Origin of the sequence: Cellvibrio fibrivorans (genome assembly GCF_031457055.1) — a bacterium.
Taxonomy (GTDB): Bacteria; Pseudomonadota; Gammaproteobacteria; order Pseudomonadales; family Cellvibrionaceae; genus Cellvibrio; species Cellvibrio fibrivorans.
This window is the reverse complement of the sequence record NZ_JAVDVX010000001.1, coordinates 354,469-373,166: the sequence shown is the minus strand read 5'-3', so window position 1 is coordinate 373,166 and position 18,698 is coordinate 354,469. Positions and strand designations below refer to the sequence as shown.

At 48.3% G+C, this 18,698-nt stretch carries 17 protein-coding genes; 9 read left to right on the top strand and 8 right to left on the bottom strand.

Translation table 11 applies throughout. The annotated features are described in order from the left end of the window. The first annotated feature begins 66 nt into the window (after positions 1 to 66). Positions 67 to 963 carry an SMP-30/gluconolactonase/LRE family protein gene (locus J2X05_RS01620; RefSeq protein WP_310067789.1) on the top strand — a complete coding sequence of 299 codons (897 nt, stop codon included), beginning with the start codon at positions 67 to 69 and terminating at the stop codon, positions 961 to 963. A 102-nt stretch (positions 964 to 1,065) separates the two neighbouring features. On the opposite strand, the gene J2X05_RS01615 is transcribed toward J2X05_RS01620, so the two are convergent. The 4 genes from J2X05_RS01615 to J2X05_RS01600 form a co-directional block, all read right to left on the bottom strand. Further along, positions 1,066 to 1,506: a PA2169 family four-helix-bundle protein gene (locus tag J2X05_RS01615; RefSeq protein ID WP_310067788.1), complete on the bottom strand. Its 441-nt coding sequence runs from the start codon at positions 1,504 to 1,506 to the stop codon at positions 1,066 to 1,068. Positions 1,507 to 1,764: 258 nt separating this feature from the next. Next, positions 1,765 to 2,304, bottom strand: a complete 540-nt coding sequence (locus tag J2X05_RS01610; RefSeq protein WP_310067786.1) for a CC0125/CC1285 family lipoprotein — start codon at positions 2,302 to 2,304, stop codon at positions 1,765 to 1,767. Continuing rightward, the gene (locus J2X05_RS01605) at positions 2,297 to 3,052 is read right to left on the bottom strand and encodes an anti-sigma factor family protein (RefSeq protein ID WP_310067785.1); all 756 of its coding nucleotides are present in this window, start codon (positions 3,050 to 3,052) and stop codon (positions 2,297 to 2,299) included. The genes J2X05_RS01610 and J2X05_RS01605 overlap by 8 nt, the downstream gene beginning before the upstream one ends. Before the next feature lie 9 nt (positions 3,053 to 3,061). Next, positions 3,062 to 3,565, bottom strand: coding sequence for an RNA polymerase sigma factor (locus J2X05_RS01600; protein WP_310067784.1), 504 nt, complete (start codon positions 3,563 to 3,565; stop codon positions 3,062 to 3,064). Between the two features lie 205 nt (positions 3,566 to 3,770). Between J2X05_RS01600 and J2X05_RS01595 the strand changes: the two genes are divergently transcribed. Continuing rightward, positions 3,771 to 5,171 (top strand): S8 family serine peptidase, encoded by a 1,401-nt coding sequence (locus J2X05_RS01595; RefSeq protein ID WP_310067782.1) that lies wholly within the window; start codon positions 3,771 to 3,773, stop codon positions 5,169 to 5,171. Here J2X05_RS01595 and J2X05_RS01590 read toward each other — a convergent pair. From J2X05_RS01590 to J2X05_RS01580, 3 genes are all read right to left on the bottom strand, one after another. After that, on the bottom strand, positions 5,145 to 6,065 hold the full coding sequence (locus J2X05_RS01590; protein ID WP_310067780.1) for a porin family protein: 921 nt from the start codon (positions 6,063 to 6,065) through the stop codon (positions 5,145 to 5,147). The two genes, J2X05_RS01595 and J2X05_RS01590, sit on opposite strands and share 27 nt — an antisense overlap. An 86-nt stretch (positions 6,066 to 6,151) precedes the next feature. Further along, positions 6,152 to 6,952 (bottom strand): hypothetical protein, encoded by an 801-nt coding sequence (locus J2X05_RS01585; protein WP_310067778.1) that lies wholly within the window; start codon positions 6,950 to 6,952, stop codon positions 6,152 to 6,154. Positions 6,953 to 7,124: 172 nt separating this feature from the next. Further along, positions 7,125 to 8,555, bottom strand: a complete 1,431-nt coding sequence (locus J2X05_RS01580; RefSeq protein WP_310067777.1) for a glycoside hydrolase family 19 protein — start codon at positions 8,553 to 8,555, stop codon at positions 7,125 to 7,127. 535 nt (positions 8,556 to 9,090) lie between these two features. Between J2X05_RS01580 and J2X05_RS01575 the strand changes: the two genes are divergently transcribed. From J2X05_RS01575 to J2X05_RS01560, 4 genes are all read left to right on the top strand, one after another. Then, entirely contained in the window at positions 9,091 to 10,374 is a 1,284-nt protein-coding gene (locus J2X05_RS01575) for an amino acid deaminase (protein WP_310067776.1), read from the top strand. Positions 10,375 to 10,383: 9 nt separating this feature from the next. Next, positions 10,384 to 11,739 carry a GntP family permease gene (locus tag J2X05_RS01570; protein ID WP_310067775.1) on the top strand — a complete coding sequence of 452 codons (1,356 nt, stop codon included), beginning with the start codon at positions 10,384 to 10,386 and terminating at the stop codon, positions 11,737 to 11,739. A gap of 19 nt (positions 11,740 to 11,758) precedes the next feature. Next, complete coding sequence (locus J2X05_RS01565) at positions 11,759 to 12,631, top strand: MurR/RpiR family transcriptional regulator (protein WP_310067774.1); 873 nt, start codon at positions 11,759 to 11,761, stop codon at positions 12,629 to 12,631. Positions 12,632 to 12,695: 64 nt separating this feature from the next. Continuing rightward, positions 12,696 to 14,153: an N-acyl-D-amino-acid deacylase family protein gene (locus J2X05_RS01560; RefSeq protein ID WP_310067773.1), complete on the top strand. Its 1,458-nt coding sequence runs from the start codon at positions 12,696 to 12,698 to the stop codon at positions 14,151 to 14,153. On the opposite strand, the gene J2X05_RS01555 is transcribed toward J2X05_RS01560, so the two are convergent. Next, positions 14,147 to 14,296, bottom strand: coding sequence for a hypothetical protein (locus J2X05_RS01555; RefSeq protein ID WP_310067771.1), 150 nt, complete (start codon positions 14,294 to 14,296; stop codon positions 14,147 to 14,149). The genes J2X05_RS01560 and J2X05_RS01555 overlap by 7 nt on opposite strands. 32 nt (positions 14,297 to 14,328) lie before the next feature. Here J2X05_RS01555 and J2X05_RS01550 point away from each other — a divergent pair, with 32 nt between their 5' ends. The 3 genes from J2X05_RS01550 to J2X05_RS01540 all read left to right on the top strand — a co-directional run bounded on the left by J2X05_RS01550 (position 14,329) and on the right by J2X05_RS01540 (position 18,598). Further along, entirely contained in the window at positions 14,329 to 14,718 is a 390-nt protein-coding gene (locus J2X05_RS01550; RefSeq protein WP_310067770.1) for a RidA family protein, read from the top strand. A gap of 8 nt (positions 14,719 to 14,726) precedes the next feature. Beyond that, entirely contained in the window at positions 14,727 to 17,156 is a 2,430-nt protein-coding gene (locus J2X05_RS01545; RefSeq protein ID WP_310067765.1) for a beta-N-acetylhexosaminidase, read from the top strand. Between the two features lie 281 nt (positions 17,157 to 17,437). Then, the gene (locus tag J2X05_RS01540; RefSeq protein WP_310067762.1) at positions 17,438 to 18,598 is read left to right on the top strand and encodes a helix-turn-helix domain-containing protein; all 1,161 of its coding nucleotides are present in this window, start codon (positions 17,438 to 17,440) and stop codon (positions 18,596 to 18,598) included. The last annotated feature ends 100 nt before the right edge of the window (positions 18,599 to 18,698 follow it).

Below are 18,698 nucleotides of genomic sequence, written 5' to 3'. Positions count from 1 at the left end.
TTGTGTTATCAATGCCGAACCACTACGGCGGCTCAGCAGATTTTTAAAAAACACAAAGAGGTCGCTATGAATAACATGAGATTGAATCCCCGCTACTTGATCGCCGCTGCATTATTTGCGTCAGCGCCATGCACCATTGCGCAGACGAAAGATTACGTTGCCGACAATGTATTCACCCAAGGCATTGAAGGGCCAGCAGTGGATGCGCAGGGGAATTTGTACGCGGTAAGTTTTGGTAAAGACGGCACCATCGGCGTTATCGATGAAAAAGATAATGCGCAATTGTTTGTGACTTTGCCTGAAGGCAGCACTGGCAACGGGATTCGTTTTGATCGCGACGGATTTATGTATGTGGCGGATTATTCAGGCCACAATGTGTTGAAAATTGACCCTAAAACCAAAGCGATTTTTGTGCACGCCCACAGCGAAAAAATGAATCAGCCCAACGATATTGCCATCGCAAAATCCGGTGTGATTTACGCGAGCGATCCCAACTGGAAAGAGAGCACTGGCAATCTCTGGAAGGTCGCGACCGACGGCACAGTCACTTTGCTGGAAGCGAATATGGGCACGACTAATGGTGTAGAAGTCAGCACCGACGAAAAACACTTGTACGTCAACGAAAGCGTACAGCGCAATGTGTGGAAATACGATATCGATAAAACCACCGGCGCTGTAAAAAATAAACGCTTGTTAATTCAGTTTCCGGACCACGGGTTGGATGGTATGCGTTGCGATGTCGATGGCAATTTATATATCGCGCGCTACGCCGCTGGTGAAGTCACGGTGGTATCGCCGCACGGCACAGTGATCGAACGCATTAAATTAAAAGGCCAAAAGCCAACCAATGTCGCCTTTGGCGGTGTTGATGGCAAAACCGTCTACGTCACTCTGCAAGAGCGCGGCGCGATTGAAACTTTCCGCAGCGAGCGTGCCGGGCGCGAGTGGCAGTTGCAACAATAGTTGCAACAATAAAAATTGCGCTGATAAAAAAGGCCGTTTATCACTTGATAAACGGCCTTTTTTTATAGCTAAATTTTGTTAATTAAACATTTGTGATTGCAATTAAGCTGCAGAGCGTTTAAGGCTGCGCATACGGTCATGGCATTGACGTAGCGATTTGTGGATGTAATTTAAAGCTGTTTTTATATCAATTGAAACCGCTTCATATTGCGCCTTTTGAATATACTCCAGCGTCCGGTCTTCAAGCTCTTCCAGTTGTGCAATATACACTTGTGATTTATTGCTTTTAATGGCGGCGAGTATATCGGTGTAAGTTTTGTGCAGGCTGCCGCTGATTGTTGTCCCCGGTTCGGTCTCACCTTCGCGCAGGAAAATGAGCGGTTGTAAACGTGCCAAGGCTTGCTGGCGCGCATCAATCATCTCCTGCAGCGCAGATTCATAACCGCTACCTTTCAGTTCAATTTTTGCATCTGTGTAAAACGTTACCCCATCATGCAATACTTTGACGAGATCTTTAACGGTTGAGATTTCGTTGCTAGACATAAATTACTCCTGAATATAATCATAATTAGGTGGTTTATGTTGCACATCAACAATGATAATGCTCGGGAGATGTGTTGCATCATCTATGCCAGCGTCGAATAACAGTGGGAAATTACGCGGATTGCGGGTAAGCACGCCATTTGGTGAGAGTTTTTTATGTATTTTTTACAAAAAAATTATTAAATGTCATTATTTTTTCAGAAATGCATTTTCTTTTATGTTAAAAATTTATGCGTTAAACATAATGTTTAATGTGCATTATTGTGCAGTCTTATCGCTGTGTGCGGTTTCCCACATTTCGCGTGCATCATAACTTTCTTTTTCTGGCCGAACTCCGCGCCCCATACGAATTTCCAGTACGACAAGTGTTTCAGTATCCGGTATATCGATTGATTGTGCGGGTAATTGTGAGCGAGTGCGGCAACCTAACAAACCACAATTGCGTGTGATAACCGGGCGCGCAGTTGAATCGAATGGATCGGGTTCATTTAAGGTGCGAAGGGTACGCTTTTCGATAATAAACCAGTCATAACCCTGCGCGATTGTCAGTTCGCTAGCGCGCATTAATGCATATTTCTGCGCGCTAGCACGTGCATGTCCGTTCATCTTAAATTGCACGCGGTAGTGGTTCTCCGCCAGCGCAATTTCTTTGTATCCTGAACTATCACCTTTGGCAGCTTTGTATGCGGATTGCGATGTACAACCGCTAATGATCATCATGAGGAGCACAAACATTATTTTCATTGCATGGATTGCCTGTTGGTAGCTGATAGTGTGGATTGTGAAAGTGTTAATCATTTTTCCAGCCACGCTCGATAATGGCTGATTCTGCCTGCGCATCAAATGCATCGCCGTGCATCATAGTATCTAACGCCTGATCTAACACAGATGCGTCATTTGTCGCTGTCTGGTAATCGCCTTCAGGTGATATTCCTTGCGTGTATATGGTAACGCTCGGTTCCCAATTGTCGCCTATACGACAGGCAATCGTTTCACTGCTGCTATGTAAATCACTGACGCGAAATTGGCGGCAATAAGCGCCCTGTTGATTGATAAACGTTAAGCGAGGTTTGATCCGTTTGTCATTCGCTAATTTGTGTTCGGTTCCGCTCGCTGCTGTATCGAGGGCAGCTGCAATTGCATTCCAATCCCCCCGCGATGAATCCTGGGTGCCGGGTAATAATTGTGCGAGTCCAAAGCCCAATACCAATGCTGTGCAGGCCGCAACTGCTGCATGCTGTTGCAAGCCGCGCTGGACTTTTTTCCACAGTGGAAACGGAATAATTGTTGCAGAAGATATGGGCGTCGCTACGTCGCGCGCCACATCGGTGGGCGCACTAGCCAATAGATTCGCGATAGCATCGGGCAGCGGGCGCGCATCGATGGCGGAATAATGTTGGGCGATCTGTGCGTCTACCATGGCTAATTCCGCCAGGCGATTGGCCAGTGTTTCATCTTCGCTGATTTGCTCGCGAATAAATTCCATTTCATTTTCCGGCAACTCTGCATCGAGGAACGCTGATAATTTTTCGTCGGATACTGTCATGTCATTTCCTCATGCGCCAGGTTTTACGGAGGATGTCATCGATGTGGGGTTTAAAAAATTGGCGAGTGCGATGCGCGCCCGTGCCAGTCGGCTCATCACCGTTCCGGCAGGAATCCCCAAGGTTTCAGCCACTTCTGTGTACGACATACCCTGTAGTGCAACCAACGCCATAATGGAGCGCTGGTCGTCAGGTAATTTATCCATCGCTGCATCCACTTCGCCCAGGGTGATTTGATCGTAGATAGCCTGTTCGCCGTCAACCAAAGGTTCTTCGGTCTCCTCCAATGAATAGGCATTGCGCTGGCGGATTTTGCGCGCGCGGTACTCATCGATCCAGATATTGCGGCATACGCGGAATGCCCATTTAGCCAGTTCCACATCTGCCGGGATGTCCCGGCTTAGGAGGCGCTCCAGCGTGTTTTGCAGCAGATCGTCGGCGTCGTGTGCAGAGCCAGTGAGCGAGTAGGCAAAGCGCCGCAGCATAGGCGCTAAATGGATTAACTCTTCTTTCATGGTAAGGGCTTGGTCCCAGGTGTTTCAGCGCGCAGCGCGCTGGATCAAATTATCGATTTCAGTGGAAATCGCGGTTTCTATCAGGTAAACGTTTGAGTTTGAATTTTATTCCCACCTAACCGGAATTTTTATACGGCTGAAACGTTTTCACTGAAGTCCAGTCGGTTTTTATGATAAATCTACCGTATTGCATCAGGGGGAACCCATGAAACCTGTTTATCTTAGCTGTGCCCTTTTTGTCTGCCTCTGTCCGCCCGTTTATGCACAGTTGTTGGATACCCAATTACTCAATAGTGATGTGCTGGATCAGACCGTCCGCGACATTGATGATATTGCCGGGCAGGTTAGTGAGCAGCTGGAACCTGTGGTTAATCCTGTGACCGACGCTGTGGTCGATCCACTGGCCGATCCTTTGGCGAAGCCGGTTACCGAGTTGCTTGATGCGGTGCCGCTGGATGCGTTAACCGATGTGTTGCCCATCTTAACCCGAACGGGAGAGACCGCGTTTGTAGATGTCGCGGTGGAAAACGGTTGGCGCGCAGTCGAGCGTGAATGGTTAATTATGCTGGATAAAACAGAGTTGTCTGTATTGCGACCTTTATCCGCGGAAATTATTGAGCAAACCGATTTTGCCGGATTGGATTTGGTGCTGGTGCGTTTTCGGGTACCTGTGGAGTGGGATTCGCTTGCCGCGTTAAGGCAGCGGTTGCCGATGCATTTAAAAGATCAGCTGGATCGCAACCATATCTATGGTGCGCAAGCCGGTAATGTCTCTTCGCCAGCAGATGTTGTTCCCTCGATTGCCCCTGTCTGCAATGCGCCGGTAAAAATCGGCATGATCGATACTGCGATTAATACGGAGCATCCGGCATTTGCCAATAATCAAATCGTTGTGCGCGATTTTTTAGGCGAAAAATTTGATGCACCTCGCGCGCACGGCACTGCCGTTGCCGGGTTGTTGGTAGGGCGCGGTGATACTGTGCAGCCTTTATTGCCCGGCGCGCAGCTGTATGCGGCTTCGGTTTTTTATCCGCGCAACCAATATGCGCAAGGAGCCACCATGATGGATTTGGTGCGTGCATTAAATTGGTTGGCGAGTGAGAACGTCAGTGCAATTAATATGAGCCTTGCTGGCCCTGACAACAAAATTTTACGCAGTGTGATTGGGCGTGTGGTGCAACAGGAAATTGCCGTGATTGCAGCGGCAGGAAACGAAGGTCCGGCGGCACCGCCGATGTATCCAGCAGCCTATGAGGATGTTATTGCGGTCACAGCAGTAGATCGCGAGCAGCGAATTTATCGCTGGGCGAATCGCGGAGATTATATTGATTTTGCAGCTTTGGGGGTTTCGGTCAATACCGCGCGCAGCAATGGCGGTTTTGGGCGCGAGTCAGGCACATCAATTGCGGCACCGATTGTGTCAGCATTTGTGGTGTGTGAATTGGCGCAGCAGCATAAAAATTTATCCAGCATGATCGAAGGCTTAGCTAAAAAAATAATTGATCTAGGTGAGTCGGGCCGAGATCCAGTTTTTGGTCTCGGCCTGTTGGATGTCAACCGCACTGCGGAATTAAAACCATTAAAAAGTCACCCCGAAGGTAACTGATGCGAGTGTTTCCGAATAGTTAGCGGCGGCCAAATTAGATTCATAGTTGCCCCGTTCAATTTTGCTGGTGGCTGTAATCTTTGGTGTTAAATTAATTTCCCATTCAATACTGGTAACGCGGTGATTGTCGCTGCGCAAGACGTCGGTTTGGTTGTCGTCAGTCGGAATCATAGCAGTGGAATAATCCCGGTCGTGATAACGCACACCTAATTGTAATTTGCTTGGCTTTCCCCAGGATTGGAATTTATGGTTGATGCTGGCGCGCAAGCTGAGTGCATCGTAATTAAATTGATTCTGTACCGCTTCCTCTTCTTCTCTGGTAAATCCCGCTGCTAAAAAAGTATTGCCCTGTTGAAAGAAAATAAATACATCGCCAGCAACACCGGTATTCTGTGCATTGCGTCCGGCATTGCCCGGGAAATCTTTATCCTGATAATTCGCTGCTGCGCGTAAAAAAATGCGATTGTTGAATAAACGCGACGCGTACAGGCTGGTTTGCTGCAACTGTAGAAAATCCCGGTCAGCGAGTTCTGCATCAGCATTATGATAGCTGGCGCCAAGGGTGACTACATCGAAATTGTAGCTGGCATCTACAAATAGCTGCTGAAGATCCAAATCAAAATTTTCATTGTCCTGATAAGTCTTGGTTAAATAATAATATCCCGCTTTTACATCCAATTTTTCATTGGCTTTCCAGCGCCCATTTAAGCGTGCATTCAACAGCGCTGCCCAATCACTTTGGGTTGAATACTGGTCAAGTTCGACCACACCTAAATTGGAATCGTATTCGGTTCCCGCTTCCAATCGAATACTGCCTTCAGGTGTTGCCGCATAGAGTGAATTTGCCACACTAATTGCACTAACAGCCAAGGGAAAATAAACGGACTTTTTCACGATAAGTTACTCCACCGAAAATGATATTGAATGAGAAGGGGAAAATAAAAACCGGAGAGAAAAAAGGCGCCGAAGCGCCTTCATCCTTAGTTTCCAAGCCCCAAACTATTATTGAGTGCGGTGGTTACGGTGCTTTCTACAGTGGATTCAACCGTATCTTCAATCGTTGCCTGGATGGTGTTGTTAATGGTGCTATCGATGGAACCAGTGATTGCGCTATTAAGTGCCCCGTCAATAGTGCTATTCACTGTGCCTTGCACATTTTGCTGCACGCTTTGTTGCAGGTTGGTAGCGACCAATGAATCCACTTGAGTGCCAACAACATCATTGGTGGTGGAATTGACGTTGGTCAGATTGCCTTGCAATTGTGTGCTGATATTGTTGGTCACATCGGCTGATGCAGCCAGTGTACTTTTAATACGGCCGTCCACTGCCGTGGTTACTTCGTTGGCATTATTGGTTAATTCAGTTGTTTTGCCGGTAACAACATCCACTGTTTTTTGTGTTTCCACTTTTGTGTTGCCGGTGAGTGATACAGCGTTGGTCAAACTGTTACTTGCTGTGGTGCTGGTGTCTGCTGCTGAGTCATCTGTAGCGACGGGTGATTCGGTTGGTGAATCTTCTGCAGCGGGAGTCTCGCTATTGTCGCTTGCTTCGGCGTTAATACTGTCCGCGTTATTTATTGTCTGTTGCTGTTGGAGCGAACTGGTGAGAGAAATTGAGCCGCTTTGAGTGTCGGCCTGCGTGCTGAATGAGCTTTGCGAATCGGCCTTGGCATCGACACTATAATCGACACCCGAGGAGACCTCGTTCGCCAGACAGATTGATGACGCTAATGTGCAAGCAGAGATAAATAAAATTTTGCTGTTTAATGTTGGGTTTTTCATGGGAAGTGCCTCTTGGTTAGTTGACTTACAACTTGTTAACGCTTGAGGCGATGGTTTTATTCCCACGATTTAAAAATATTTTCAAAAAAATAAAAAAGCCGCATCAAATTGCTTGATGCGGCTTTGGTGTTGGCGGTTCTCTAGAAGCTTGTTATCTATTTATTCCCGGTTATTAACAACCCAAATTACCAGGGCCAGCACTGGTGCCCAAAATATTCAGGAAGCGATTGTACTCGTTAATCCGGCTTTGCACCTGCGCGGGGTTGCCGCCATTGCATTCCAGTGAGCCATTAATCGTACGGATGGTTTCGCCGAAACCGAAGCCGCCGACCATGGAATCATGGGCAGGGCGGTAGCCAGCGCCCGACTGGGTCATCCAGAACCAGAGGGCGGTTTGCCAGGCAACGGTTGCATTTTGCGATACCAGATCCGGGTTAGCACGCAGATCTAGCCCCAAAGCCGTACCCGCTGCGCAGTAGTTGCCGTTCCAACTCAATTGGATCGGGCCGCGACCGAAGTAGCGTTTGCCCGGTGCACAAGGACAAGTGCTTGGGTTGTTATCCCAATCGCCGCAGTATTCGCCCTGGGCGATTTCCGTGACGTAAACCAATCCGCCGGTTTCGTGGGAGAAGTTGGCCAATGCTGCTGCCGCTTCGCGTTTTTTCGCCGCCAGGTCGCCAGTACCTGCAAATGCGGGATAGGTTTTTGATGCGGCAACCAGACCTGCGTAGGTATAGAAACTATTGCGGCCGGGGAACATTTGGTTGAACTGGGTTTCACTGACCACTGCTGCAAAACCGGTACCGGTGTTGGTTGCCGGGCGTACGATGATCGATGAGGTGCGATCGTTGAAATTGCTCAAGCAGGTGTTATCGCCCGATACCACTACCGATGCACCGCTGTAATCCCAGTTGTCGAACAGCACGGCTTCATAGCCAGCGGCGACTTTCACTGAGGAGATAGCATCGTTGCGCGCGCCCATTGAGGTCATCACGTTGCCGTCAAATGAACCGGTATTAAAGCCCCGGAACCAGCCACCGTAGTTGCAGTGTTCGTAGACGGTCAGCAGGCCTGTCGTATTGCCGCCACCGCCATTGGCTACTACTTCGATCCAGTTGAAGTTCCAACCAGTGGTTTTGGCGAACACACCCAGATTATAGGTGCCTGCGTTGATGTTCACTGTGCGGGAGACGGTGGTCCAGTTCTGCCAGCCACCGGTGGCGGGGATGGCGAAGTCGCCCAACTGGATGCTGCCGCCGTTCAGATCGACCGCAGCCGTCGCACCTGACGGGCTCGCGACGCGCATACGGATGGTGTAGCTACCGGAAGTGGGAATCGAAAGTCCACCGTAAACCAGCCACTCATTTGGCTCAATCCAGCCCACATTGAAACCGCCACCGGAATCGGTAGTGGCTTCTATATCCACCGCGTCATTGCGAAATGCTCCGCCAGTATTGCCAGCGGTAGTGTCAAAGAAGTTGGTGTAACTCTCGGCCTGGTAAACCACTGCCTGGCTTGGGTTGGCCAGCGCGGCGAGCAGCAAGCAGCCGGGTAGCGCCAAGTGGCTTGCTTTGGCAAATCTGGTAAACAAGTTGATCATCATTATTGTCCTCATCGAATAGATGTTATTAACCAGGTATTCCGTTCGCTGGGGGGGATGGGCGATGAATCCTGGGTTTAAGGATGCGGATACGTTGGCCGGATGTTAGCGGCTGTTATTGTGTGCAGGAGATGCGTATCCAGCTGGACAAAAAATCCGCCTAGTGGGGGGCGCGGAAAGCTGTTCTTGCCAGCAACGCGATCATTAAACAAGCGATGAGCGATTGAAAGTCCCAGTTTGGCTTTACCATTAACTGCCACTTGTGGCTGCAGGTGTGACTTTTTTTGATGTGCCCTGTCGAGGTCGTGTGGAAAAAAATCGAACTTTGACGATTTTCTACAAAATGCTGGTCGCAGGTCCGGCTTTTGGATTGGCTGTGACAGGAGTAACGCTTTATCGCCGCTGCCGAGGTGCGAAAAACTGTCACAATTAGGTGGAATAATCTGCCATTTATGTAAATTATTTTCTTTTCAGTGCCATTCTTTAATGTTAGCCTAGCAAAAATGATCGTTTTTTCTGCTTTTGCTGGGAAAAAAGCATGCACAAAGAAAATAATTTACAAAAAATGCTGACGGATCGTCCGCTTAGTCCAGTAGGTAAGGGCCTTGGTGACTTAAGTTTACAGCCGTCTATTGGTTCTACCAGTGAATTGGGGTGGAACCTATTGCGCGAGCAGGTAAGCCTTCCGGTAGCTGCGCTTAGCCAATCCCGCATCCAGCACAACCTTAATTGGATGAAATCCTTTATCAGCACTTATGGGCTGAAACTCGCACCTCATGGCAAAACCACCATGAGTCCGGCGCTGTTTCATCAGCAGCTTGCTCATGGCGCTTGGGGCATCACCCTGGCGACTGCGCCACAAGTCCAAGCTGCCTACCATTTTGGTGTGCGCCGCGTGATCATGGCCAATCAGTTGGTGGGTCGCGCCAACATGGCGATCATCTCCCGCTTGCTGCAAAACCCGGAGTTCGACTTTTTTGTGATAGTCGATTCTCCTGTTAACGTTGAACAATTAGGGCAGTTTTTCGCCCGAGCCGGACAGCGGTTGAATCTGCTGCTGGAGTTGGGGGTGGAAGGCGGCCGCACCGGTGTGCGGGACGAACAAACCCGTAACGCAGTTCTCGATGCGATCGCCCGCTACCCGGAATCCCTCGTCTTGGCCGGTGTTGAGGTTTACGAAGGTGTCCTTAAGGATGAGCCTTCTATCCGTGAATTCCTTCGTCGCGCCGTGCGCGAATTGATGACTCTGGAAGCTCACAGCCTGTTGACGGCTGAGCGGATTATCCTCACCGGCGCTGGTTCAGCCTGGTTCGATTTGGTGGCCGAAGAGTGGACGGGGCTCGATATGGGGCGCCCGCTCGACATCATCCTGCGCCCCGGTTGCTACCTCACCCACGATGTGGGCATTTATAAAGCCGCTGAAGCGCGTATCCACGCCAGTAACCCCGTTGCCCGCTCCATGCAGACCAGTCTGCTGCCAGCGCTGCAATTGTGGGCTTACGTGCTCTCTATCCCCGAGCCCGGCCTTGCCATTCTCGGTTTGGGTAAGCGCGATGCCGCGTTTGATGCTGGCTTGCCTATCCCCGCAAAACACTACCGCCCCGGCAGCGAAGCTCCTGCCGTCGCACCTGCCGATTGGCAGCTCACGGCGATGATGGATCAACACGCATTTATGAAGGTTGCTGCGGATGCAGATCTGCAAGTGGGCGATATGCTCGCGTTGGATATTTCCCACCCCTGCCTGACGTTTGATAAGTGGCGGCAGTTGTTGGTGGTCGATGATAACTACACGGTGATTGATGCCGTGGAAACGTTTTTCTAAGGGGCTGTTATGGAATTTGCATTGAGCCCTGGCCATTGGTTACTTGTGTACGCCGCCATCAGCATTATCGCGTTGGTGTTGTTGATTGCCCGCTACCGCCTCAACCCGTTTATCACGCTGACGTTGGTGTCGCTTGGTTTGGGTTTGATGGCGGGCATTCCCGCCAAAGATGTGGTGTTTGTTTACGAAGCCGGTGTGGGTAAAACCCTCGGCCATATCGCACTGGTGGTTGCGCTCGGCACCATGCTCGGAAAAATGATGGCGGAGTCAGGCGGTGCCGAACAAATCGCGCGCACCATGATCCGTTGGTTCGGCGAAAAAAATGTGCATTGGGCAATGGTGTTTATCGCGTTCCTCGTTGGCTTTCCGATTTTTTTCGAAGTCGGTTTTGTTTTATTAATTCCGATCGCGTTTAACGTTGCACGCCGGACTGGTACTTCGATGTTATTGGTTGGTTTACCGATGGTGGCGGGCTTGTCCGTTGTGCACGGCCTGGTGCCACCGCATCCTGCAGCGATGATTGCGGTAGGTGAATATCAAGCAAATGTTGGACGCACAATTTCTTATGCGCTTTTGGTGGGAATTCCTACGGCGATTATTGCCGGGCCAATTTTTGCAAAATGGATTGCACCGCGCATTCAATTGCCCGCGGTGAATCCGTTGGAAGAGCAATTTATCCACGCCGATGGCGAGCGCCAATTGCCGGGTTTTGGCATTACGCTTGCGACCATTTTATTGCCAGTATTTTTAATGCTGTTGGGTGGTTGGGCAAATTTGATTGCAACACCGGGTACAGCACTGAATGATTTTTTGTTATTTATCGGCAACTCCGTTGTTGCATTATTGATTGCAACCCTCGTGAGTTTTTACACGCTTGGCATTGCGCGTGGATTTAATCGCGATTCGATTTTGAAATTTAGTCACGACTGTCTTGCGCCGACAGCAGGCATCACTTTGCTAGTGGGCGCCGGTGGTGGATTAAATCGTATTTTAGTGGAAGCGGGTATCGCCAAAGAAATTGTGTCTATCTCCTCCGATATGGCTTTGACGCCCTTGATGATGGGTTGGTTAGTGGCGGCATTAATGCGTGTTGCGACGGGTTCTGCAACGGTGGCGATGAGTACCGCTGCGGGAATTGTTGCGCCGATCGCACTGGCGGCAGGTTATCCGCACCCGGAGTTATTGGTGATCGCGACCGGTGCTGGCTCGCTGATTTTGTCGCACGTCAATGACGGCGGCTTCTGGTTAATCAAAGAATATTTCAATATGACCGTGACCCAGACGTTAAAAACCTGGACCGTATTGGAAACAATTATTTCCGTTGTTGCGCTCGGTTTTGTGTCATTGATCGCAGCATTTATCTAAATTGATTTTGGAAAACACTATGACGGGTCTGTTCGATATTGTGTACCACATGCGCGCCAGTCGGGATCGCCTTTCCGCGACTGAGCAAAAAATTGCTGATGCAATTTTAGAGGATATCGCTTTCGCCGCTTCAGCCAGTATTGATCAGTTGGCAGTAAAAGCAGCTGTGAGTATCGCCACTATCTCACGCTTTGCTAAAGCTGTTGGCTGTGAAGATATTCGTGATCTGAAATTAAAACTGGCGCAAGCCAGCGCGGTGGGAACACGCTTTTTATCTGAGGTTCCCGCTGTCGAGGAAAGTGCGTTTTATACCCAGATTTGCAGTGATGTGGAATCAACCCTGCGTGCAAATCTCGCGCGTTTTGTTGAAGAAGATTTCCGCGCAGCTGCTGGATTATTAAATTCCGCGCGCCTGATTTATATCGGAGGTATGGGTGGCGGTTCAACCATGCTGGCCGATGAGGTGCAGTTCCGTATTGCACGTTTGGGTAAAGCAGTAACGGCGTACCACGATCCTGTGTTGCTACGCATGCTTGCAGCAACGCTCACCGAACAAGATGTGTTGGTGCTTTTGTCGGTTACTGGTGTAACGCCGGAATTATTGGAAGTGGCTGATATCGCCCGCGAATATGGCGCGCAGATTATTGTGTTTACTGCACCGCATTCACCCTTGGCAGTCAAAGCCAATATTTTGCTTCCGGTAATGACCGAAGAAACTGATTTTATTTACAAACCATCCGCATCGCGTTACGGCATGTTATTGGCGATCGATATTCTCGCCACTGAATTGGCGCTGGCGCGCAAAAATGAAAGCAAAGAATTATTGCGCCGTGTGAAATTTGCGCTGGATGAATACCGCGGTGGCGATAACCGATTACCGCTCGGTGATTAATGGCTGCGTTTGAAACAGTGTTATTAAAAAACGTTTTTTAAAAAAACGTGATTGGGAGCAGTGGGTGAAGTTCGATCTGATTATTCGCAATGCACAGATTATTGATGGCACAGGTGAACCTGTGTATAGCGCCGATCTTGCCATTTGTAATGGTGCAATTGCTGCAATAGGCGATTTGTCGGCGGCCGATGCCATGGCGGTGCGTGATGCACAAGGGTTGGTATTGGCTCCCGGTTTTATCGACGTGCATACCCACGACGATCTGCAGGTAATTCACGCACCGCAGATGTTGCCCAAAATTTCGCAGGGTATTACCACGGTAATTGTGGGCAATTGCGGAATCAGCGCAAGCCCGGTGACATTGACCGGTGATCTTCCTGATCCAATGAATTTGCTTGGTGCACCGGATGATTTTAGTTATGCCGATTTTGCCAGCTACAAAAATGCGGTTAATCGTGCGCAGCCTGCGGTGAATGTTGCCGCATTAATTGGCCATACGGCGCTGCGCAATAATCATATGGATCGTTTGGATCGCGTGGCAACACCGGGTGAAATTGAATTGATGCGCGGCCAATTGCGCGAATCGCTAAAAGAGGGGGCGTTAGGTTTATCGTCTGGATTGGCCTATGGTTCAGCCATCGCGAGTAGCACTGAAGAGGTGAAATTATTAGCGGAAGTACTCAATGAAACCGGTGCTGTTTATACCACGCATTTGCGTACCGAATTTGATGAAATTATTGCTGCGCTCGATGAGGCTTTTGAAATTGGTGAGCATGCCAAAGCCCCTATTATCGTGTCGCATTTAAAATGTGCGGGCGCAGGCAACTGGGGACGCAGTGGCGAAGTATTAAAAAAATTGGAAACTGTTGCAAAGACTCATCCAGTGGGTTGCGATTGTTATCCCTACAGTGCCAGTTCATCCACTCTGGATTTGCAACAAGTCACTAACGATTTCGATATCGTGATCACCTGGAGTGAGCCGCATCCGGAACAGGGTGGGAAAAAATTAGCGGAGATTGCAGCTGAATGGGATTTGAACTTGCTTGACACTGCAAAAAAATTGCAACCGGCAGGCGCTGTATATCACGGGATGAGCGAAGCGGATGTACAAAAAATTCTGGCGCATCCACTGACGATGGTGGGTTCCGATGGTTTACCTGTGGATCCGCTACCGCATCCACGTTTGTGGGGCGCATTTCCACGGGTGCTTGGCCATTACAGTCGCGATTTAAAACTTTTTAGTTTGCCCGAAGCGATCCGCAAAATGACACGTATGTCAGCGGATCGTTTTGGTTTGGATGATCGCGGCCGCATCGCAGTGGGTGCTGCCGCTGATTTGGTTTTGTTTGACCCGGTAAAAGTGAAAGACGCCGCCACATTTACCCAGCCGCAACAATTGGCGGAAGGCATTGAAGCCGTTTGGGTAAACGGTGTTTTGAGTTACGCACAAAAAGCAGTAACCGGAATACGCGCGGGAAAATTTCTAGCAAGACAACGTGATTTGCGGATTGGGTTTTATTGATAGTTTTTTATCAATTGAATCGTGCGATTGTCTAGCAGGATGAATTCCGGCATTTGTTCGGAGACCGTGCGCAGCATGGATGCTGTGCCCGAGCCTACATGGACGTATTTACGGCGCGTCTCCGAATGAATGACGGAGTTCATCCACTTCACATACTAAAAAGGTTAAGAAAAAAATGTCAGAAATAAAGCGTTATGGCGTTGAAGGTGGAAAGGGTACTGGTGGGCAGCATTTACCGTTTGCGCGAGCAGCCGGTGCGGATGGTTGGTTGTTTGTGTCTGGCCAGGTGCCCATGGTTAGCGGTGAAATTATCGATGGCGGAATTGTTGCGCAATCGCATCAAACCATTAAAAACCTGCTCGCCATTTTAGCGGAAGCCGGATACGGCCCAGAAGATGTTGTGCGCTGCGGTGTGTGGCTCGATGACCCGCGCGATTTTATGTCGTTCAACCGTGTCTTTATGGAATATTTCGGCGCTAACCCACCAGCACGTGCTTGTGTTGTCTCCAGCATGGTGGTGGATTGCAAGGTAGAAGTAGATTGTGTGGCTTATAAAAAACCTTAAAAAATTTTATGACTAAATACCTATTGCTAGTAACCTGTTTGTTTTGTTCTGTTTGGGTAAATGCCCAAATGGAGCAATTGCTATTGATGCCCTATCCGCAAAAAGTAGAGCGTACGCAGGGGCAATTGGTATTAGGTGAAACAGTAGGTTTTGCAGTGGAAGGGAAAAAATCTGCTGCAACAACTGCGCTTGTGAAAATATTGGGAAAGCGAATTCAACAGCAAACCGGTCAATCTTTACGCTTGAAAAATACAAGTTACAGCAACGCGCAACTATTAATTCGTGTAGAAGATGCACAACCTATTTCTAACTATATCGCTGACTGGGATGAATCCTATCAGCTCAATATCACCGCTGCGAAAATTGAACTAACCGCCAAACAATTGGTAGGTGCACAACGCGGACTGGAAACCCTGTTGCAATTAATCGGTACAGATCAAAAAATATCTTTACCTGTGGTCAGTATAAGTGACCATCCCCGTTTTAAATGGCGGGGATTATTATTGGATACCTCCAGGCACTTCTTTTCTGTTGCCACTATTAAACGCCAGATAGATGCTATGGCCGCCGCAAAATACAACATCTTTCATTGGCATTTGACTGATGATCAAGGCTGGCGTCTTGAATCGAAAAAATATCCAAAACTGCATAAATTGGCATCCGATGGCGAATATTACACACGCAAACAAATTCGCGATGTAGTTGCCTATGCGCGGGCGCGCGGAATTCAGGTGCTACCGGAAATTGATATGCCTGGTCACGCCAGTGCAATTGCTGTGGCTTATCCGGAATTGATGTCGGCTCCCGGCCCTTATGCGATGGAGTATCGCTGGGGCGTACACAAGCCTACGTTGAATCCTGCCAATGAAAAGGTGTATGAGTTTGCCGATGCAATCATTGCTGAGGTAACAGAACTATTCCCATTTGAGTATGTGCATATCGGGGGCGACGAAGTTGATCCTGAGCATTGGAATACCAATCCAGATATTCAGTCGTTTATGAAAGCGCAAGGTCTAAAAGATCATCGCGCTCTGCAAGCCTATTTTAATCAGCGCTTGCAGAAAGTTTTGCAGAAATATCAGCGAAAAATGATTGGTTGGGACGAAATCCAGCACAAAGATTTGCCTAAAAACATTGTTATTCACTCATGGCGCGGGCCAGACGGGGTAAGCGATGCGGTAAGTCATGGTTTTCAATCCATATTATCAACGGGTTATTATCTTGATCAGGCGCAAACAGGAGCCTATCACTATCGCAATGATCCTGTACCGCCCAAACCAGTAGTGATCGAAAACATTTCGAGTGACGATACAATTCATAGTTGGCGTTTTGAAATGCCACGCAAGCGTGGCAAACCCGTGACAGGTACATTTAGCTTTATCGGTGATGATAAAAATATCCGGCAAGCCTTTATTGATTTCACTGGAAAATCCCGTCGTGAAGTTTTGCTAAAACATTATGCGAAAGAAAATGCGGTATTTTCTTTGGATACCTGGATGGGGCCGGTCGAGTTTCGTATGAATTTTAATGCAAATAAAATTCACGGTAATGCGATTGTGGGAAACACGCCTTATACCATTAGCGGTGAAAAAATCAGCGCTAACTTTTCTTTACAGAATGAAAAAAAAACAACAGCGGTTTATGCACAAAAACAGTTACCCAAAACTGAGTCAGTGGCACATTTAAGTGCAGAACAAGAGGCATTAATACTGGGGGGCGAGGCTGCACTTTGGGCCGAGATTGCCGATGAGCAGAGTATTGACCTGCGTTTGTGGCCGCGTGCATTTATTGTTGCAGAAAGACTCTGGTCGGCGCGGGATTTGCAAGATGAAAATAGTATGTATGTGCGGGTGAATTCGGTTGAATCCTGGGCAGAGAAATCGATTGGGTTATTGCATCGTCAGCAACAGCTCACTGCATTGCAGAAGTTGGCTGGTAAAAGTGAAATAGCACCAGTAAAAGTATTTGCTGACATGTTGGAGCCTGCGCATTACTACCATCGTCAACATGAAAAATCGGCTTACGAAACCTATTCCAAAGCTGATCCGCTGAATCGATTAGTAGACGCATTGCCTGCAGAGAATGAGTATCTGCGCCAGTTCAACCAACGTTTGGACAAGTGGTTGAAAAATCCGCAGGAGAATGCTGATTATTATGCGCTTCGTGCAGAGTTAGAGCAGTGGGCTGCTAATCGTGTGCAGCTACAACCGCTGTTGCAATTGCATCCTGAATGGACGTCTCTGGCGAACAAAGTTGATTTAGTGGCTCGCACTTGTTTGGACTTGCTTGATGCACGCGTAAAAACAACCGTGCTTATGCAAAGTGAGCGCAAAAAGGTGATGGAATTGATCCAGCAAGCACAAAAGTTGGATCAGGAATTGGTGGTTGCAGTAGCCACTTCGTTGGAAAAAATCCTGAATTCGTTTACACAATCCTGATCAATGCATTGCGTTGGTCGGGAAAATTGTAAATAGGATTGACAACGTTGTCCTGCTGGATGTAAGTTGGTGGAGCCAAAAGCTCGAACTTTTGGCTCAGGTGACGAACAATAAATTAAGGTGCGCAGACGTAATAACCCCAGGATGTGGTGCTTAACGCGGGACTCATGAAAGCGATGACCAGGATGAGGGTTATCGGAGCAAGCGGCACGGGGATAGATTACAACTGCGTTAAATATAAATACGTTATCTATGATGACCTGCGCTATCGGTAGACTGATATGGTTGAAGTAGCACTGTTTAATATCAACGATATTTCGCTGTTATTCAGCGGGTTTCTTGCATTAGTTCTCGCGTGCCTGTTGTTTTTTACCCAACAGCAGGGGCGCATCAAACAAGTTTATTGGCAGTTATTGGCACTGTTTTTTTTCCTGGGCGCATTGCGTACTTTTGATACGCTGGTCTATTGGAATATTAATGTGCGCGATACCTTGTCATTGGTATCGGCTAATTTTTTCTTTCTGTTCGGATTTGCGTTTTTTCTGCAGGGACCTTTGTTGTTCTGGTTTACGCGCGCGGCAATTTTTCGCGATTTTGCATTAACCAAACGCGATGCTTTGCATTTGATCCCAGCGGTTTGCTACCCGATCTATATTTATCAAATTTTTCACCAGCTACCAACCGAAAAAAAATTGCAGTATGTGCACGATTGGTCCCATGTAACTGGCGATCCCTACTTCGAAGGTTTGATCTGGGCGCAGCGCTTGGCCTTGTTTTTATACAGTTTGCTGTGCGCGTATCAACTGCATCAATACATTCACCATTTGCGTGCGCATCACTGCGTGCTGAACAAGGTGGATTTGCAATGGTTGAAATTATTAGTGATTGGCTTTTTCGCGATTAATTGCTGGACCTTGCTGACACTGGTTGATACCCGTTTCATCAATTTGTTAAGTGCAGAGTTTTTGGGAGAGTTTGAAAGTCACTTCTATCTCATTTATATGAGTGTGCTGGTGGTGTATTTGCTGAAAAACTCCAATGGTTTTTCTGATATCCAGATCGAGCACACCATCGCGCCTGAGCCGCTGCCGGAAGAACCGCAGCAACAGTTGGTGGAAAAACTGACGGATTTTATGGAGCAGAATAAACCGTATCTGGAGCCGCATATTACGGTTGAGCGGTTGGCGATTAAATTAAATGTCTCGCCCAAGTTGCTGTCTTGCACCATCAACAACCAGATGCACATGAATTTTTTTGAGTTGATTGGTACCTATCGCGTCGCGGAAGCCAAAAAGCGTTTGGCAGATTCTGAATTGCGCCAAAAGCCGATCAGCGAAATTATGAAAAGTTGCGGTTTCAATAGTAAATCGGTCTTTAACCAGGCGTTTAAGAAAACCGTAGGTGTAACACCGAGCCATTACCGGCAGCAGCATTTGCATTAATGCAGTGGTGACAAGGTAATACTTTTGGTAGTTCAGGTTTTAGTTTGGGGTTGCCTGTAGCGCGGGTTTTGATGGGGCTGTTACTAATTTCAGCTTCATT